Source organism: Mesorhizobium sp. XAP4 (assembly GCF_029269325.1).
Lineage (GTDB): Bacteria > Pseudomonadota > Alphaproteobacteria > Rhizobiales > Rhizobiaceae > Mesorhizobium > Mesorhizobium ciceri.
This window is the reverse complement of sequence record NZ_JARIXW010000001.1, coordinates 769,613-783,996: the sequence shown is the minus strand read 5'-3', so window position 1 is coordinate 783,996 and position 14,384 is coordinate 769,613. Positions and strand designations below refer to the sequence as shown.

Here is a 14,384-nt window from a genome sequence, read left to right as displayed (position 1 = left end):
GGCTCTGCTTTAGCAGCAATCGCAGTGATTGCGGCAACCACGGTGATCCATGGCTGAGCCCCCGCTGAAAGGCGTCCGCGTCGTCGAACTCGCCCGCATCCTTGCCGGGCCATGGGCCGGGCAGTTGCTTGCCGATCTCGGCGCCGATGTCATCAAGGTCGAGAGCCCCGATGGCGGCGACGACACCCGCAAATGGGGCCCGCCCTTCGTCATGGGCAAGGACGGCGAGAACCTGTCGGCCGCCTATTACCATTCCTGCAACCGCGGCAAGCGCTCCATCGCCATCGATTTCTCGACCCCGGAAGGCGCCGAGACGGTGCGCCGCCTGGTCGCCACTTCGGACGTGCTGATCGAGAACTTCAAGCTCGGCGGCCTGAAGAAATACGGCCTCGACTATGACAGCCTGCGCAAGATCAACCCGCGCCTCGTCTACTGCTCGATCACCGGCTTCGGCCAGGACGGTCCGTACGCACCGCGCGCCGGCTACGACTTTATCATCCAGGCCATGGCCGGCATGATGTCGATCACCGGCGAGGTCGGCCGCGAGCCGCAAAAAGCCGGCGTCGCCATCTCCGACATCTTCACCGGCCTTTATTCGGTCATCGCCATCCAGGCAGCACTGCGCCATGCCGAGCAGACCGGCGAAGGTCAGCATGTCGACATGGCGCTTTTCGACACCCAGATCTCGGCGCTCGGCAACCAGAATTTGAACTATCTCGTCTCCGGCAAATCGCCGGTGCAGATGGGCAATGCGCATATGAACATCGCCCCCTACGAGGTGGTGCCGGTCCGGGATGGGCACATCATCCTTGCGGTGGGCAATGACGGCCAGTTCGCCAAATTCTGCGCTGCCGTCGGGCTGGACGATCTGCCGGCCAATCCCGACTTCGCCACCAACCCCGCCCGGGTCGCCAACCGGGTCAAGCTGCGCGAGCATGTGATCGAAGCGCTGAAGATCTTCGACCGCGATCCGCTGCTGGCAAAGCTCGAAGCGGCCGGCGTGCCGGCGAGCCCGATCAACACGATCGGCCAGATGTTCGCCGACCCGCAGACGATCGCGCGCGGCATGCGGCTCGACCTGGACGACGGCCATGGCAATCTTCTGCCTTCGGTGCGCGCGCCGATGGTGATGTCGGGCACGCCGCTGGTCTATGAGCGCCCCTCGCCGCGCCTGGGCGAGCACACGCAAGAAATCCTTGCCGAACTGGAGAAGTCTGGACAATGAAGACCGGCGGACAACTCATCGTCGACGCGCTCGAAGCCAACGGCACCGACCGCATCTACTGCGTGCCCGGTGAATCCTATCTGGCGGTGCTCGACGCGCTGCACGATTCAGCGATCCGCACCATCGTCTGCCGCCAGGAAGGCGGTGCCGCCATGATGGCCGATTGCCACGGCCGCCTGACCGGCAAGCCCGGCATCTGCTTCGTCACCCGCGGCCCCGGCGCCACCAATGCCTCGGCCGGCATCCACATCGCCATGCAGGATTCGATACCCGTCATCCTGTTCATCGGCCAGGTCGCCGGCCACGCCAAAGAGCGCGAGGCTTTCCAGGAGGTGGATTACAAGAGGTTCTTCGGCGACATCGCCAAATGGGTAGTCGAGATCGACGACGCCTCGCGCATCCCAGAATTCGTCACCCGCGCCTTCGCCGTGGCGACATCGGGCCGTCCCGGCCCAGTGGTGATCTCGCTGCCCGAAGACATGCTGACCAGTGTAGTCGAGGCGCCCGTCGCCTTGCCGCACACACCGGTCGAAACGCGGCCCGGGGAAGCCGAACTCGATGCGCTTGAGAAATTGCTGGCCAAGTCCAAGCGGCCTTTCGTCATCCTTGGCGGCACGCGCTGGGACGCCGAGGCGGTTGCACAAATGCGCACGATCGCCGAGGCCTGGTCGCTGCCGGTCGGCTGTTCCTTCCGCCGCCAGATGCTGTTCGATCATCTGCATCCGAACTATGCCGGCGATGTCGGCATAGGCATCAACCCGAAGCTGGCCACAGCGATCAAGCAGGCCGACCTCGTGCTGCTGATCGGCGGCCGCATGGGCGAAATGCCCTCCTCGGACTACACGCTGCTGAAAAGCCCCTACCCGGCCCAGACACTGGTCCATGTCCATGCCGATTCCGGCGAGCTCGGCCGCGTTTACAGGCCGGCATTGGCGATCAACGCCTCGCCGTCCGCCTTCGTCGACGCTTTCGCCAAACGCAAGCCGGCCTCCGCACCCGTCTGGGCAGCCGAGACGCCAAAGCTGCATGCCACCTATCTCGACTGGTCGACACCACCCGAAAGCGGCCCCGGCCCGGTCCAGATGGGCCCGATCATGAACTATCTCGAAAAGATGCTGCCCGACGACGCCATTCTCACCAACGGCGCAGGCAATTACGCCACCTGGGTGCATCGCTTCCATCGCTTCCGCCGCTTCGCCACTCAAGGTGCGCCGACGTCAGGCTCGATGGGCTATGGCACGCCTGCGGCAGTCGCCGCCAAAGAGCTGTTTCCAGAGCGCACCGTGGTCGCTTTCGCCGGCGACGGCTGCTTCCTGATGAACGGGCAGGAATTCGCCACTGCCGTGCAATACGACCTGCCGATCGTCGTCGTCGTCGTCAACAACGGTATCTACGGCACCATCCGCATGCATCAGGAGCGCGAATATCCCGGCCGCGTGGTGGCCACCGACCTCAAGAACCCCGATTTCGCGGCTCTCGCCCGCGCCTATGGCGGCCATGGCGAAACGGTTGAGAAGACGGCGGACTTCGCCCCGGCCTTCGAACGCGCCCGCGCCAGCGGCAAGCCGGCGATCGTCGAGATCAGGCTCGACCCCGAAGCGATCACCCCGACCCGGACGATGACCCAGATCCGCGACAAGGTTTGAGAGCCGACCGGGGCAAGTCGAGTTCCTTCACGCCCCCTCTGCCCTGCCGGGCATCTCCCCCTCAAGGGGGGGAGATTGGCAGTTTCGTCGTCTCGCCCTTCTTCCAACACTGGCGATTGGCGAAACCCGAAGTACATTCGATCTCCCCCTTGAGGGGGAGATGTCCGGCAGGACAGAGGGGGGCGCTGTCCCGCCAACCTTCAACGGTCAGCTACTTCGCCTTCTCGATCTGGCCGCGGACCTCCCCATTCGGGTTCGCTTTGGTGTGGACGTTGACGTAATACTTGCCGGCCTCAAGGTCAGCCGCCTGGGCATCAGTGAGCGTCTCCGACCCTTTGATCGGGCTCTTGAGTTTTTTGAACGGGATGACAGGGTCGGCGTTTTCACCCATCGCCGCAGGGCCATGGATATGCGCGGCCGTCGCCGGTCCGCTGAGGCCGGAATATTTGACGTTCCAGTTGAGCTTCTTCTTGGTCGTGTCGAAGGTGAAAGTGGCCGTGCCCTTACCCTTCGTGGTGACGGGCGGGCTCTGCTGGCTGCCGTCTAGTGTCGCCTTGAACTTTTCCATGGCTGCCAGGGCCGGCGATGCGAACAGGAAAGCGGTCGAAATGGCCAGCGCCGACAGCGCCGGTAAGAAGGATTGGGTGCGCATGAAGAACCTCCGATTGACTGTGCACGCGTCGCGGCTCCCCGGCGCGCGCATGCGCCAACGGAACGGCCTGGCGGCACAATGTATCCAACCACACGTTTTTGTGATGACGTATAGAGATCCTAGGGGCCGTCCTGTCCGGCTTCAGCGATAGCGGTCAGACCGCCGCCAGCGCCTGCGTCAGGTCGGCGATCAGATCGTCCGGATGCTCGACGCCGATCGACAGCCTGACCGTGGTCTCCAGCACGCCGATGCGCTGGCGCACCTCGAAGGGAATGCCCGAATGGGTCATGGCCGCGGGGTGACTGGCCAGCGATTCCGTTCCGCCGAGGCTCACCGCCAGCTTGAAGATCTGCAATCCGTTGAGGAAGGCGAAAGCCGCCTTCTCCCCGCCCTTGATGTCGAAGGAGAAGGTTGATCCGGCGCCGCTGCATTGCGCCCTGTAGGCGCGGCCGGCCGGCGTATTCTCGCCCAGAAACGGCAGGTAGTGCACCTTGTCGACCTTGGCGTGGTCGCGCAGGAATTCGGCGATCAGGCGAGCATTGTCGTTGGCCCGCTCCATGCGGATCGACAGCGTCTCCAGCGAGCGGCCGAGCATCCAGCAGGAATGCGGGTCGAGCTGCGTGCCGATCGCGCCGCGCAGCGCCTTGATCGGCTTGGTGATAGCCTTGCTGCCCATGGCGGCACCCGCGATCAGGTCGGAATGGCCGCCGACATATTTGGTCAGCGAATAAATCGACACGTCGGCACCATGTTCGATCGGCCGCTGGAACACCGGACCCAGCAATGTGTTGTCGCACACGATGATCGGCGTTGACCCTTGGCTCGCGCCGATCTCGTCGGCGATCTTGCGCATCAGCGCGAGGTCGACCAGGCTGTTGGTCGGGTTTGACGGCGTCTCGATCAGGATGACCGACACGCGGCCTTTCGCGACGGCCGCGTCGGCGGCCGTGCGCACCGCCGGCTCGTCCACGCCATCCGCGAAACCGACAGCACCGATGCCGAAACCGGAGAGCGTGCGCGTCAAAAGCGTCTCCGTGCCGCCGTAGAGTGGCTGCGAATGCAGGATGACGTCGCCCGGACGGGCATAGGCGAGCAGTGTCGTGGCGATCGCCGACATGCCCGATGAAAACAGGATACAGGCATCCGTCCCCTCATAGATCGCCAGCCGGTCCTCGACGATCTCGCTGTTGGGATGATTGAAGCGCGAATAGACCAGGCCGGAGGCGGTGCCGCTCGGCGGCTCCTTCCTGCCGGATGTGTAGTCGAAGAAGTCGCGTCCCTCCTCCGCCGACTTGAACACGAAGGTCGAGGTCAGGAACACCGGCGGCTTGACGGCGCCCTCCGACAGCTGCGGATCGAAGCCATAGCTCAGCATCAGCGTCTCCGGATGGAGCTTGTGGTTGCCGATATGGGTTTTCGACGGGCGTGGCGCGGTCATGGCTTTTCCTGCCTGTTCGAGTGAAATAGTGAACGGCAATTTATGCGATCTCGTTCCACCAGTCCTTGCTATTTTTGGGCTCACATGGCTGCATTCCCGCAACAAATTGCCTGGAGAGACCAAAAGTGCAGCAGAAGATAGCCGACGATTTCGACCTGAAAATCCTGCGTGAGCTGCAGGCCGACGCCCGCATCACCAACAACGAGCTTGCCGAGCGCATCGGCCTGTCGCCGTCGCCCTGCCTGAGGCGGGTGCGGCGGCTGGAGGAGACCGGGGTCATCAGAGGCTACACCACGCTGGTCGATCCCTCAGCCTTCGGCTGGAGCATGGTCGCCATCGCCACCATCCGGCTCAGCCGCCAGAACGAAGACGAGATCGTGATGTTCGAGGACGCGATCCGCGGCTGGGAAGAGGTGCTGGAATGCCACCTCGTCACCGGTTCGCGCGACTATGTGCTGAAAGTGGTGACGGGAAGCCTCGAACAATACGAGCGCTTCATCAAGGAAAAGATCGCGCGGCTGAAATGCGTCGCCTCGATCGAGACCAGCTTCGTCATGAACACCATAAAGGAACGGCGCCTCTGACATTTCTGCCGGAGGCGCCGCTTTCTGGATAGATGTGTTGCCGGCTAGGCTTACTTGACCGCTTTGTCGGTGATGGCGGTGGTGTAGGCGCCGGTCGGCTCCTTGGTGATGATCTTCTGGTCGAGCAGCGCCTTGGCGGTGCGCTCGTAGGTCGCCGGGTCAAGCTTGCCGTCGGCATTGTCGATCAGCTTGGCGACTTCGCTCATCATGCGCTTCTGGTGGTTTTCGTCCTGGCCGCCGCCGTCCATGACGATGCCTGCGGCTTCGTCATTGTTGTCGATGGCGTATTTCCAGCCCTTCATCGAGGCGCGCACGAAACGCACCATCTTGTCTTCGAAGGCCGGATCCTTGAGCTTGTCTTCGGACGCATAGAGCCCGTCCTCGAGCAGGTCGTTGCCCATGGCCGAGTAGTTGAACACGGTCAGCTGTTCCGGCTTGTAGCCGGCGTCGATCAGTTGCCAGTACTCGTTGTAGGTCATGACCGAGATGCAGTCCGCCTGCTTCTGGATCAGCGGCTGCACGTCAAAACTCTGCTTGAGCACCGTGACGCCGTCCGGGCCGCCCTCGGTCTTCAGGCCGAGCTTGTTCATCCAGGCGTAGAACGGATACTCGTTGCCGAAGAACCAGACGCCGAGCGTGTGACCTTTGAAGTCGGCTTCGGTCTTGATCGGGCCGTCCTTCGGGCAGACCAGTTCCATGCCGGCCTTCTTGAACGGCTGGGCGATGTTGACCAGCGGCACGCCCTTTTCGCGGGCAGCCAGCGCACCGCCCATCCAGTCGACGATAACGTCGGCACCACCGCCGGCGATCACCTGCTCGGGCGCGATATCGGGACCGCCCGGCTTGATGTCGACGTCGAGACCCTCGGCCTCATAGAAACCCTTGGCCTTGGCGACATAGTAGCCGGCAAACTGGGCCTGCGTGACCCATTTCAGCTGCAACGTCACCTTGTCGGCGGCCATTGCCTGGAAAGCGGCAAGCGACATCGCGCCAGCCAGAACGGGAATAATCAGTCTTTTCATTTTGTTACCCTCTGAAGTTAGTGCCCTAAACCCACCGCCCCTATCCACCACGGACAGAGGGATGCCAAAACGTGACGGCTCTTTCGACAAGAGCGACCACGCCATAAAAGACCGAACCCGCAAGTGCTGCAACTGCGATTTCGGCCCAGACCATGTCGATGTTCATCCGCCCGACCTCGGTCGAGATGCGGAAGCCCATGCCGACGACAGGCGTGCCGAAGAACTCGGCAACGATGGCGCCGATCAGCGCCAGCGTCGAGTTGATCTTCAGCGCGTTGAAGATGAAGGGAGCTGCTGCCGGCAGCCGAAGCTTCAAGAGCGTCGGCCAGTAGCCCGACGCGTAGGTGCGCATCAGGTCGCGCTCCATATGGCCGGAGGCGGCCAGACCGGCGACCGTGTTCACCAGCATCGGGAAGAAGGTCATGATGATGACCACCGCCGCCTTGGACTGCCAGTCGAAGCCGAACCACATCACCATGATCGGCGCGACGCCGATGATCGGCAGCGCCGAGACCATGTTGCCGATCGGCAACAGGCCGCGTCGCAGGAACGGCACACGGTCTGCGAGCACCGCGGTGATGAAGCCGGCGCCGCTGCCCACGACATAGCCGAAGATGACCGCCTTGAAGATGGTCTGGCGGACATCGGCGCCGAGCACCGGCAGCGAACCGGCGATGCGCGCGCCGATGGCACTTGGCGGCGGCAGCAGGATGAAGGGTATGCCGGCCCCACGCGTCACCGCTTCCCAGATGATCAGGATCCAGGCGCCGAAGATGGCTGGGATGATCAGGCGCAGCGCGGTGCGAGCCCATTTGGCGAACGGACGCAATGATGACAGCACCGCCACGCAGCGCCAGCCAAGCAGCCATGCGGCGGTGAGAAGCAGGAAGTACGGCGTCCGCGCCAGGCCTTCGAAACCGGTGATGCCGCCAATCAGCAGCCAGGCGGCCAGATGCGCGCCGATGAAAAGCACAACGGCTTCGACGATGGACGGTATTCTGGTCACCGAGATCAAAGCGGCGACAAGCAGCACGCCGAAAATCAGCCAGGTCGTCGCCACATAGGGGTATATCAACGTCCCTGCAGGCTGCGCCAGTGCATCGACTTTCGGCGCGGCGATCGGGCCGAGCGCCACTGCGATCAGGCACAGCACGATCGCCAGCACTGCCTGCCAGGAGGGTTTCAGCCAGTTCATGCCGGCCTCCCGCCCATAGCGCGGTCGACGAGGCGCCCGGCAATGCCGACCACCATGACCAGAAGGGCTGCCACCACTGAGCCAGCAACCAGCGCCGACCAGATGTCGATGGACTGGCTATAATAGGCGCCGGCGAGCAGCTTGGCGCCGATGCCGGCGACAGCGCCTGTCGGCAGTTCGCCGACGATGGCGCCGACCAGGCTTGCCGCCACCGCCACCTTCATCGAGGTGAACAGGAACGGCACCGAAGCAGGCACGCGCAACATCCAGAAGGTCTGCGCGCGACTGGCATTGTAGGTGTGCATCAGGTCGAGATGCATGATCTCGGGCGAGCGCAGCCCCTTCACCATGCCGACAGTCACCGGGAAGAACGACAGATAGGTCGAAATCATCGCCTTCGGGACGAGCCCGCTGATGCCGATCGCCCCCAGCACGACGATGATCATCGGCGCCACAGCCAGGATGGGAATGGTCTGCGAGGCGATGATCCACGGCATCAGGCTGCGGTCGAGCGTCGCCACATGGACAATGCCGACGGCGATGATGATGCCGAGCGCCGTGCCGAAAGCGAAGCCGAGCAGCGTCGACGAAAGCGTCACCCAGGCATTGTAGACCAGGCTGCGGTTGGAGGTGATGGGCCGCAGGAAGGTGTTCTCGAAGAAATTCACCGCCACCTGGTGCGGCGCCGGCAATGTCGGCTTCGGCTGCGACAGCGTCTTGCCGATGAGTTGGCTGAACGTGGATGTTTCACCGGCGCGACGATCGAGATCGCGCTGGAACGGCGTGTTGAGGATGACGGCGAAGACATACCAGAGCGCGACCACGCCAACGAGGATGGAGGTGACGGGAACGAGCTTATCGCGGAAGGTGTCCATCAGGGTCGCTCCCCTCCTCTCGCCAACAGGAGAGGGCGGCAATCCCAGGTCTTCGTCATCCTGGGGCGAAGCAAGGAGCGAAGCGACGCGGCGCAGACCCTAGGATCCATGCCGTTACCTCTATGCTCCGCAACGGTGCTGAACATGGCTCCCTGTGCCTCGCCCTGCTTGGCGGGTATTCTCAGCCGCTTGCGCCCTTCGGCGGACGTCGCGGCATGGATCCTAGGGTCTGCGCAGGCCGCTTCGCGCCTGCTCCGCCCTAGGATGACGAAAGCGTGGTTGGCCGCTCCCTTTACGCGCGCCGCTTCGCGGCGCCCTAGGATGGCGCGGTTGGCCGCCCCCTCACCCGACCTCCGCTTCGCTCCGGCCACCCTCTCCCCGTTGGGGAGAGGAGGGAGCCCGTCGTTTGCTCCCTCAATCATCATAGCTGTGCCCCGCCCGCAGCCCGTCCCGCACCCGCGCTGCGATCGCCAGAAACTCCGGCGTCTCGCGGATGTCGAGCGGCCGCTCTCTCGGCAGCGTCGATTCGATGATGTCGCTGACGCGGCCGGGGCGCGGCGACATGACGACGATGCGCGTCGACAGATAGACGGCCTCCGGAATGGAGTGGGTGACGAAGCAGATGGTCTTGTTGGTGCGTCCCCACAATTCCAGCAGCTGCTCGTTGAGATGGTCGCGCACGATCTCGTCCAGCGCGCCGAACGGCTCGTCCATCAGCAGCAGGTCGGCGTCGAAGGCCAGCGCACGGGCAATCGAGGCGCGCTGCTGCATGCCGCCCGAGAGCTGCCAGGGATATTTCTTCTCGAATCCAGAGAGGTTGACGAGGCCGAGCGTGCGCTTGATCCGCTCGCCTTGCTCCGCCCTGGACAGGCCCATGATCTCCAGCGGCAGCCCCACATTGCGCTCGATGGTCCGCCACGGAAACAGCGCCGCCGCCTGGAAGACATAGCCATAGGCGCGTTTCTCACGCGCCTGCTCTGCTGTCATGCCATTGACGGAAATCGCCCCCGAGGTCGGCTTCTCCAGATCGGCGATGACGCGCAGCAGCGTGGTCTTGCCGCAGCCCGAAGGCCCGATGAAGGAGACGAACTCGCCCTTGCCGATGGTCAGATCGACATTGGACAGCGCCTGCACCGGCCCGTCATTGGTCTGGAAGGTCAGCCCGAGTTTGCTTGCCGCGACGACGGCTGGCGAATTCCCCGTCATCGGTTGCCGCCTGCCTGTTTCCGTTCCCGCGGCGGCTGGAATCCGATTGCTTTTATCGCGATGTTGTTTTCCACTTACCCTGTCCCATTTGGCCCTGTCCCTCTGACCTTGTCCCACGCGACCGACGCCCGGAGTTTCCCCGATGTCGCCCAAACCCACTTGTCATCTTATCCGCCCTGAAAGCACTTATGAAGGCAAGCAGGGGCTGACCTATTTCGCCGGCATTGCCGCCGAGACCGTCGGTGCCTCCGGCATCTGCATGCACATGCTCACCATGCCGCCCGGCGCCCGCGCCAAGGCGCATATGCACGAGAGCCACGAGACGGCGATCTATGTGCTCTCCGGCGAAGTTCACACCTGGTATGGCGACCGGCTCGAGCATCATATCGTTGTCAAGGCCGGTGATCTCTTCTACATCCCCGCCGGCGTGCCGCATCTGCCGGCCAACCTGAGCGGCGCCCCGTCCTCTGCCGTCATTGCGCGCACCGATCCCAACGAACAGGAGAGCGTCGTCCTGCTGCCGGAACTGGATGCGCTGGTCGCCGGAAGCTGACTTCGCCGGGCTAGGCGCCCGTCGGCCAATTGCTAGAGGTTTGCGCCCGCCAGCTTCGGCAATCATCGGCACCGAGACACTTCCCCATAGACGGTGCCGTCCGTATCCGCGATCACCAGTTTCTTGGCGTTCTTGGTGCTGTGCTTGATGATGAAGGTGGCGGGCGACTTGCCCTCTTCGCCTTCGGCCTCGCACTCCGCCTTCACCACAAGCGAGCCGTCGGCCTGGACCCTCTTGCCGGTGAAGGTGCAAGCGCTCGTCGCCGTGATGAAGTCGGTGTTGGTTAGAAGCAGCATGTCCTCGGCGTAGACTTCCTGGCCGTTCTTGTTGATGCAGCCGGACTTGTTGCCATAAGGTTTGGCTAGGTCGATGCCGGCCGCCGACACTTGGCTGGCCACCAGAACCAAAACTGCCGCGAAAAGAAGTCCCCCGCGCCGCACCTCAAACCCCGGTCGCCGGGATGCCGGTGCGTTCCACCTTGCGCGGCGCGGAGATTTCCTTCCACGTCGACAGCGCCCGGTTGACGGCCGCATTCGGCTCGCGGCCGACGAATTCACCATGGCCGGGCTTGGCCTTGACCTCGGCCTCCTGGATCGACAGTTCGCCCCGCGAGAACACGAACCGCGGCAGGCCGGTCACCTCGAAACCCTCGAAGACATTGTAGTCGATCACCGATTGCTGCTTCTTGGACGAAATTGTCTTCTTGCGCTTGGGATCCCAGACGACGATGTCGGCGTCGGCGCCCTCTACGATGGCGCCCTTCTTCGGATACATGTTGAGGATCTTGGCGATGTTGGTCGAGGTCACCGCGACGAACTCGTTCATCGTCAGCCGGCCGGTGTTGACGCCTGTGGTCCACAGCACCGGCATGCGGTCTTCAAGCCCGCCGGTGCCGTTCGGGATCTTGGTGAAATCGCCGACGCCGTTGCGCTTCTGTTTGGTGGTGAAAGCGCAATGATCGGTCGCCACCACCTGCAGCGAACCCGCCTGCAGGCCGGCCCACAGCGAGTCCTGGTGCGATTTGTTGCGGAAGGGCGGGCTCATCACGCGGCGGGCCGCATGGTCCCAGTCCTTGTCGAAATACTCGCTCTCGTCCAGCGTCAGGTGCTGGATCAGCGGCTCGCCGAACACCCGCATGCCCTTCTGGCGCGCCCGGCGGATCGCTTCATGGCTCTGCTCGCAGGAGACATGCACGACATAGAGCGGCACGCCGGCCATGTCGGCGATCATGATGGCGCGGTTGGTCGCCTCGCCTTCCACTTCGGGCGGCCGCGAATAGGCGTGGCCCTCGGGGCCGTTGTTGCCGGCAGCCAGCAGCTTCTGCGACAGTGCCGCCACCACGTCGCCATTCTCGGCATGAACGAGCGGCAGCGCGCCGAGATCGGCGCAGCGCTGGAACGACGCATACATCTCGTCGTCGTCGACCATCAGCGCGCCCTTGTAGGCCATGAAATGCTTGAACGAGGTGATGCCCTTGTCGACGACCGTGGCCATCTCATCGAACACCTGCTTGCCCCACCAGGTGATCGCCATGTGGAAGGAGTAGTCGCACGACGCCTTCGAGGTCTTGTTGTCCCACATCTGCAAGGCTTCGAGCAGCGACTGCTGTGGCGCCGGCAGGCAGAAATCGACCACCATGGTCGTGCCGCCGGAGAGCGCCGCGCGCGTGCCGGACTCGAAGTCATCGGCCGAATAGGTGCCCATGAACGGCATTTCGAGATGGGTGTGCGGGTCGATGCCGCCCGGCATGACGTAGCAGCCGGTGGCGTCGAACTCATGGTCGCCATGCAGGCCCGAACCGATGGCGACGATCTTGCCGTGCTGCATCAGCACATCGGCCTTCCAGGTGCGGTCGGCGGTGACGATGGTGCCGTTTCGGATGACTTTGGTCATTGACTGTTCCCTTGTTCTCTTCGCGCTTCTTTACGAGCGTCGTTTGGAAGGTGGATTCTAAGCTCACTCCACGATGACAGCCGTCTCCACCACCGCGTGGAACAAGACATCGGCACCCGCCGAAGCCCATTCCTTGGTGATCTCTTCGGCCTCGTTGTGGCTGAGGCCATCGACGCAAGGGCACATCACCATGGCGGTGGGCGCGACGCGGTTGATCCAGCAGGCGTCGTGGCCGGCACCGGAAACGATGTTGCGATGGGAATAGCCAAGGCGGTCGGCGGCATCGCGGATCGCCTTGACGCAGCCGGCATCGAAAGTCACCGGATCGAAAGCGCCGACCTGTTCGATCTCGTAGCGGATGTCGAGTGCATCGCAGATCGTGTCGATGCCTTCGCGGATGCGGCCATCCATCGCGTCCAGCACTTCCTTTTCCGGCGAGCGGATATCGACGGTGAAGACGGTGCGCCCGGCGATGATGTTGCGCGAATTGGGATAGACCTCCATGTGGCCGACCGCGCCGACGGCATCGGGCTGGTAGTCCATGGCGATCTCGTGCACCAGTTCGATCACCCGCGCCATGCCGAGCCCGGCATTGCGGCGCTTGGGCATCGGCGTCGAGCCGGTATGGGCTTCCTTGCCGGTCAGCGTCACCTGCAGCCATTTCAGGCCCTGGCCATGGGTGACGACCCCGATGTCGATATCTTCGTCCTCGAGGATCGGACCCTGTTCGATATGCAGTTCGAAGAAGGCATGGATCTTGCGGTCGCCGACCTTCTCGGTGCCTTTCCAGCCGATGCGCTCCAGTTCCTCGCCGAATTTCTTGCCCTGCTTGTCGACATGCCCGTACACATCGGCCTGGTCGAGCACGCCGGCGAACACGCCGGACGCCATCATAGCCGGCGCGAAGCGCGAGCCCTCCTCGTTCGTCCAGTTGGTGACGACGATCGGATGTTTGGTCTTGATGCCGAGATCGTTGAGCGAGCGCACCACTTCAAGCCCGCCCAGTACACCGAGCACGCCGTCATACTTGCCGCCGGTCGGCTGCGTATCGAGATGGCTGCCGACATAGACCGGCGGCAGGCTGGGATCGGTGCCTTCGCGGCGGGCAAACATCGTGCCCATTTCATCGACGCCCATTTCGAGCCCGGCCGCATCGCACCAGCGCTTGAACAGATGCCGTCCTTCGCCGTCTTCGTCGGTCACGGTCTGGCGATTGTTGCCGCCGGCAATGCCGGGGCCAATCTTCGCCATCTCCATGATGGAATCCCACAAACGGTCTGAATTGATTCGCAGATTCTCGCCGGGTGCGGCCATCTCGAGTTCCCATCTACACCAGGGGTCTTGTCGCCCCTTGAGTGATTTACAGCTTGACCGTATGGTCAGCTTTTAAACTACACAACCTGACCAAGCGGTCAACTAGAATCTTGGGGTAGACATGGCAGAACCCACCCGCCCCATGCGGCGACAGGAGATCCGCCGAGAGAATGAAAAAACCATTCTCGTCGCTGCAGAGAAGGTGTTTGCGGAGGCAGGGTTTGGCGGCGCCACGATGCAGTTGATTGCGGATCTGGCGGGATTGCCGAAGGCAAATCTCCACTACTATTTCGCCACCAAGGAAGAGCTTTACCGGTCGGTCGTTCAAAACATCTTTGAAATCTGGCTACAGGCGGCCAATTGCTTCGACGCGGCGCGCGGGCCCATAGACGGCATCAGTGCCTATATCGACGCCAAGATGGAAATATCACGCCGCCATCCGGACGGCTCGAAGGTCTGGGCCTCCGAAGTGATGCACGGGGCGCCGGTGCTTCAGGACTATATGGAATCGACGCTGCGCGAATGGACCGACGGCCGCGTCGAGATCATCAGGCGCTGGATCGAGGAAGCCAAGATGGACCCGGTGGATCCGCGCCATCTGCTCTATATGCTTTGGGCTACGACCCAGCACTACGCCGATTTCGGCCATCAGATCGAGACACTCAATGGCGGAAAACCTCTGTCCGACCGGCAATGGCGGGAAGCCAAGGAAAATATCAAGCGGGTGATCCTGACCGGGATCGGTGCGTTGCCCGCCTGACTGTAATGGTTCGTTGCAAGC

General features: G+C 63.2%; 14 protein-coding genes. 5 read left to right on the top strand and 9 right to left on the bottom strand.

The genetic code is table 11. The features are described from left to right. Positions 1–49 precede the first annotated feature (49 nt). Both P3C39_RS03975 and P3C39_RS03970 read left to right on the top strand, forming a co-directional pair. Positions 50–1,225 carry a CaiB/BaiF CoA-transferase family protein gene (locus P3C39_RS03975; protein ID WP_013530920.1) on the top strand — a complete coding sequence of 392 codons (1,176 nt, stop codon included), beginning with the start codon at positions 50–52 and terminating at the stop codon, positions 1,223–1,225. Further along, positions 1,222–2,871 (top strand): thiamine pyrophosphate-binding protein, encoded by a 1,650-nt coding sequence (locus P3C39_RS03970; RefSeq protein WP_275952712.1) that lies wholly within the window; start codon positions 1,222–1,224, stop codon positions 2,869–2,871. The genes P3C39_RS03975 and P3C39_RS03970 overlap by 4 nt, the downstream gene beginning before the upstream one ends. Before the next feature lie 211 nt (positions 2,872–3,082). Here P3C39_RS03970 and P3C39_RS03965 read toward each other — a convergent pair whose 3' ends face one another. Together P3C39_RS03965 and P3C39_RS03960 are read right to left on the bottom strand one after the other, a co-directional pair. After that, entirely contained in the window at positions 3,083–3,523 is a 441-nt protein-coding gene (locus P3C39_RS03965) for a CHRD domain-containing protein (RefSeq protein WP_013530918.1), read from the bottom strand. A gap of 154 nt (positions 3,524–3,677) precedes the next feature. Beyond that, entirely contained in the window at positions 3,678–4,961 is a 1,284-nt protein-coding gene (locus P3C39_RS03960) for a cystathionine gamma-synthase family protein (RefSeq protein ID WP_275952711.1), read from the bottom strand. Positions 4,962–5,086: 125 nt separating this feature from the next. Between P3C39_RS03960 and P3C39_RS03955 the strand changes: the two genes are divergently transcribed. Continuing rightward, complete coding sequence (locus P3C39_RS03955) at positions 5,087–5,545, top strand: Lrp/AsnC family transcriptional regulator (protein ID WP_027034983.1); 459 nt, start codon at positions 5,087–5,089, stop codon at positions 5,543–5,545. 50 nt (positions 5,546–5,595) lie between these two features. Here the strand turns inward: P3C39_RS03955 and P3C39_RS03950 are convergent, their stop codons facing one another. The 4 genes from P3C39_RS03950 to P3C39_RS03935 form a co-directional block, all read right to left on the bottom strand. After that, positions 5,596–6,567, bottom strand: coding sequence for an ABC transporter substrate-binding protein (locus P3C39_RS03950; protein ID WP_013530916.1), 972 nt, complete (start codon positions 6,565–6,567; stop codon positions 5,596–5,598). Positions 6,568–6,607: 40 nt separating this feature from the next. Next, complete coding sequence (locus P3C39_RS03945; RefSeq protein WP_224675566.1) at positions 6,608–7,762, bottom strand: ABC transporter permease; 1,155 nt, start codon at positions 7,760–7,762, stop codon at positions 6,608–6,610. Continuing rightward, the gene (locus P3C39_RS03940; RefSeq protein WP_275952710.1) at positions 7,759–8,637 is read right to left on the bottom strand and encodes an ABC transporter permease; all 879 of its coding nucleotides are present in this window, start codon (positions 8,635–8,637) and stop codon (positions 7,759–7,761) included. The genes P3C39_RS03945 and P3C39_RS03940 overlap by 4 nt, the downstream gene beginning before the upstream one ends. 414 nt (positions 8,638–9,051) lie before the next feature. Next, positions 9,052–9,843 carry an ABC transporter ATP-binding protein gene (locus tag P3C39_RS03935; RefSeq protein ID WP_013530913.1) on the bottom strand — a complete coding sequence of 264 codons (792 nt, stop codon included), beginning with the start codon at positions 9,841–9,843 and terminating at the stop codon, positions 9,052–9,054. A 142-nt stretch (positions 9,844–9,985) separates the two neighbouring features. Between P3C39_RS03935 and P3C39_RS03930 the strand changes: the two genes are divergently transcribed. Further along, positions 9,986–10,396, top strand: a complete 411-nt coding sequence (locus P3C39_RS03930; RefSeq protein WP_013530912.1) for a cupin domain-containing protein — start codon at positions 9,986–9,988, stop codon at positions 10,394–10,396. 62 nt (positions 10,397–10,458) lie between these two features. Here the strand turns inward: P3C39_RS03930 and P3C39_RS03925 are convergent, their stop codons facing one another. The 3 genes from P3C39_RS03925 to P3C39_RS03915 all read right to left on the bottom strand — a co-directional run bounded on the left by P3C39_RS03925 (position 10,459) and on the right by P3C39_RS03915 (position 13,603). Further along, positions 10,459–10,794: a hypothetical protein gene (locus P3C39_RS03925; protein ID WP_275952709.1), complete on the bottom strand. Its 336-nt coding sequence runs from the start codon at positions 10,792–10,794 to the stop codon at positions 10,459–10,461. A gap of 43 nt (positions 10,795–10,837) precedes the next feature. Beyond that, positions 10,838–12,289, bottom strand: a complete 1,452-nt coding sequence (gene hydA, locus P3C39_RS03920; RefSeq protein ID WP_063172510.1) for a dihydropyrimidinase — start codon at positions 12,287–12,289, stop codon at positions 10,838–10,840. 63 nt (positions 12,290–12,352) lie between these two features. Beyond that, positions 12,353–13,603, bottom strand: a complete 1,251-nt coding sequence (locus P3C39_RS03915; protein WP_064993848.1) for a Zn-dependent hydrolase — start codon at positions 13,601–13,603, stop codon at positions 12,353–12,355. Between the two features lie 121 nt (positions 13,604–13,724). Between P3C39_RS03915 and P3C39_RS03910 the strand changes: the two genes are divergently transcribed. Continuing rightward, a complete protein-coding gene (locus P3C39_RS03910; RefSeq protein WP_013530908.1) occupies positions 13,725–14,363 on the top strand; it encodes a TetR/AcrR family transcriptional regulator in 639 nt (212 codons plus the stop codon). The last annotated feature ends 21 nt before the right edge of the window (positions 14,364–14,384 follow it).

Bases quoted from the DNA above. Each gene is read 5' to 3' on its own strand.
- P3C39_RS03950 (WP_013530916.1), bottom strand. From the start codon at position 6,567: ATGAAAAGACTGATTATTCCCGTTCTGGCTGGCGCGATGTCGCTTGCC.
- P3C39_RS03970 (WP_275952712.1), top strand. From the start codon at position 1,222: ATGAAGACCGGCGGACAACTCATCGTCGACGCGCTCGAAGCCAACGGC.
- hydA (WP_063172510.1), bottom strand. From the start codon at position 12,289: ATGACCAAAGTCATCCGAAACGGCACCATCGTCACCGCCGACCGCACC.
- P3C39_RS03940 (WP_275952710.1), bottom strand. From the start codon at position 8,637: ATGGACACCTTCCGCGATAAGCTCGTTCCCGTCACCTCCATCCTCGTT.
- P3C39_RS03930 (WP_013530912.1), top strand. From the start codon at position 9,986: ATGTCGCCCAAACCCACTTGTCATCTTATCCGCCCTGAAAGCACTTAT.
- P3C39_RS03975 (WP_013530920.1), top strand. From the start codon at position 50: ATGGCTGAGCCCCCGCTGAAAGGCGTCCGCGTCGTCGAACTCGCCCGC.
- P3C39_RS03965 (WP_013530918.1), bottom strand. From the start codon at position 3,523: ATGCGCACCCAATCCTTCTTACCGGCGCTGTCGGCGCTGGCCATTTCG.
- P3C39_RS03960 (WP_275952711.1), bottom strand. From the start codon at position 4,961: ATGACCGCGCCACGCCCGTCGAAAACCCATATCGGCAACCACAAGCTC.
- P3C39_RS03915 (WP_064993848.1), bottom strand. From the start codon at position 13,603: ATGGCCGCACCCGGCGAGAATCTGCGAATCAATTCAGACCGTTTGTGG.
- P3C39_RS03910 (WP_013530908.1), top strand. From the start codon at position 13,725: ATGGCAGAACCCACCCGCCCCATGCGGCGACAGGAGATCCGCCGAGAG.
- P3C39_RS03935 (WP_013530913.1), bottom strand. From the start codon at position 9,843: ATGACGGGGAATTCGCCAGCCGTCGTCGCGGCAAGCAAACTCGGGCTG.
- P3C39_RS03945 (WP_224675566.1), bottom strand. From the start codon at position 7,762: ATGAACTGGCTGAAACCCTCCTGGCAGGCAGTGCTGGCGATCGTGCTG.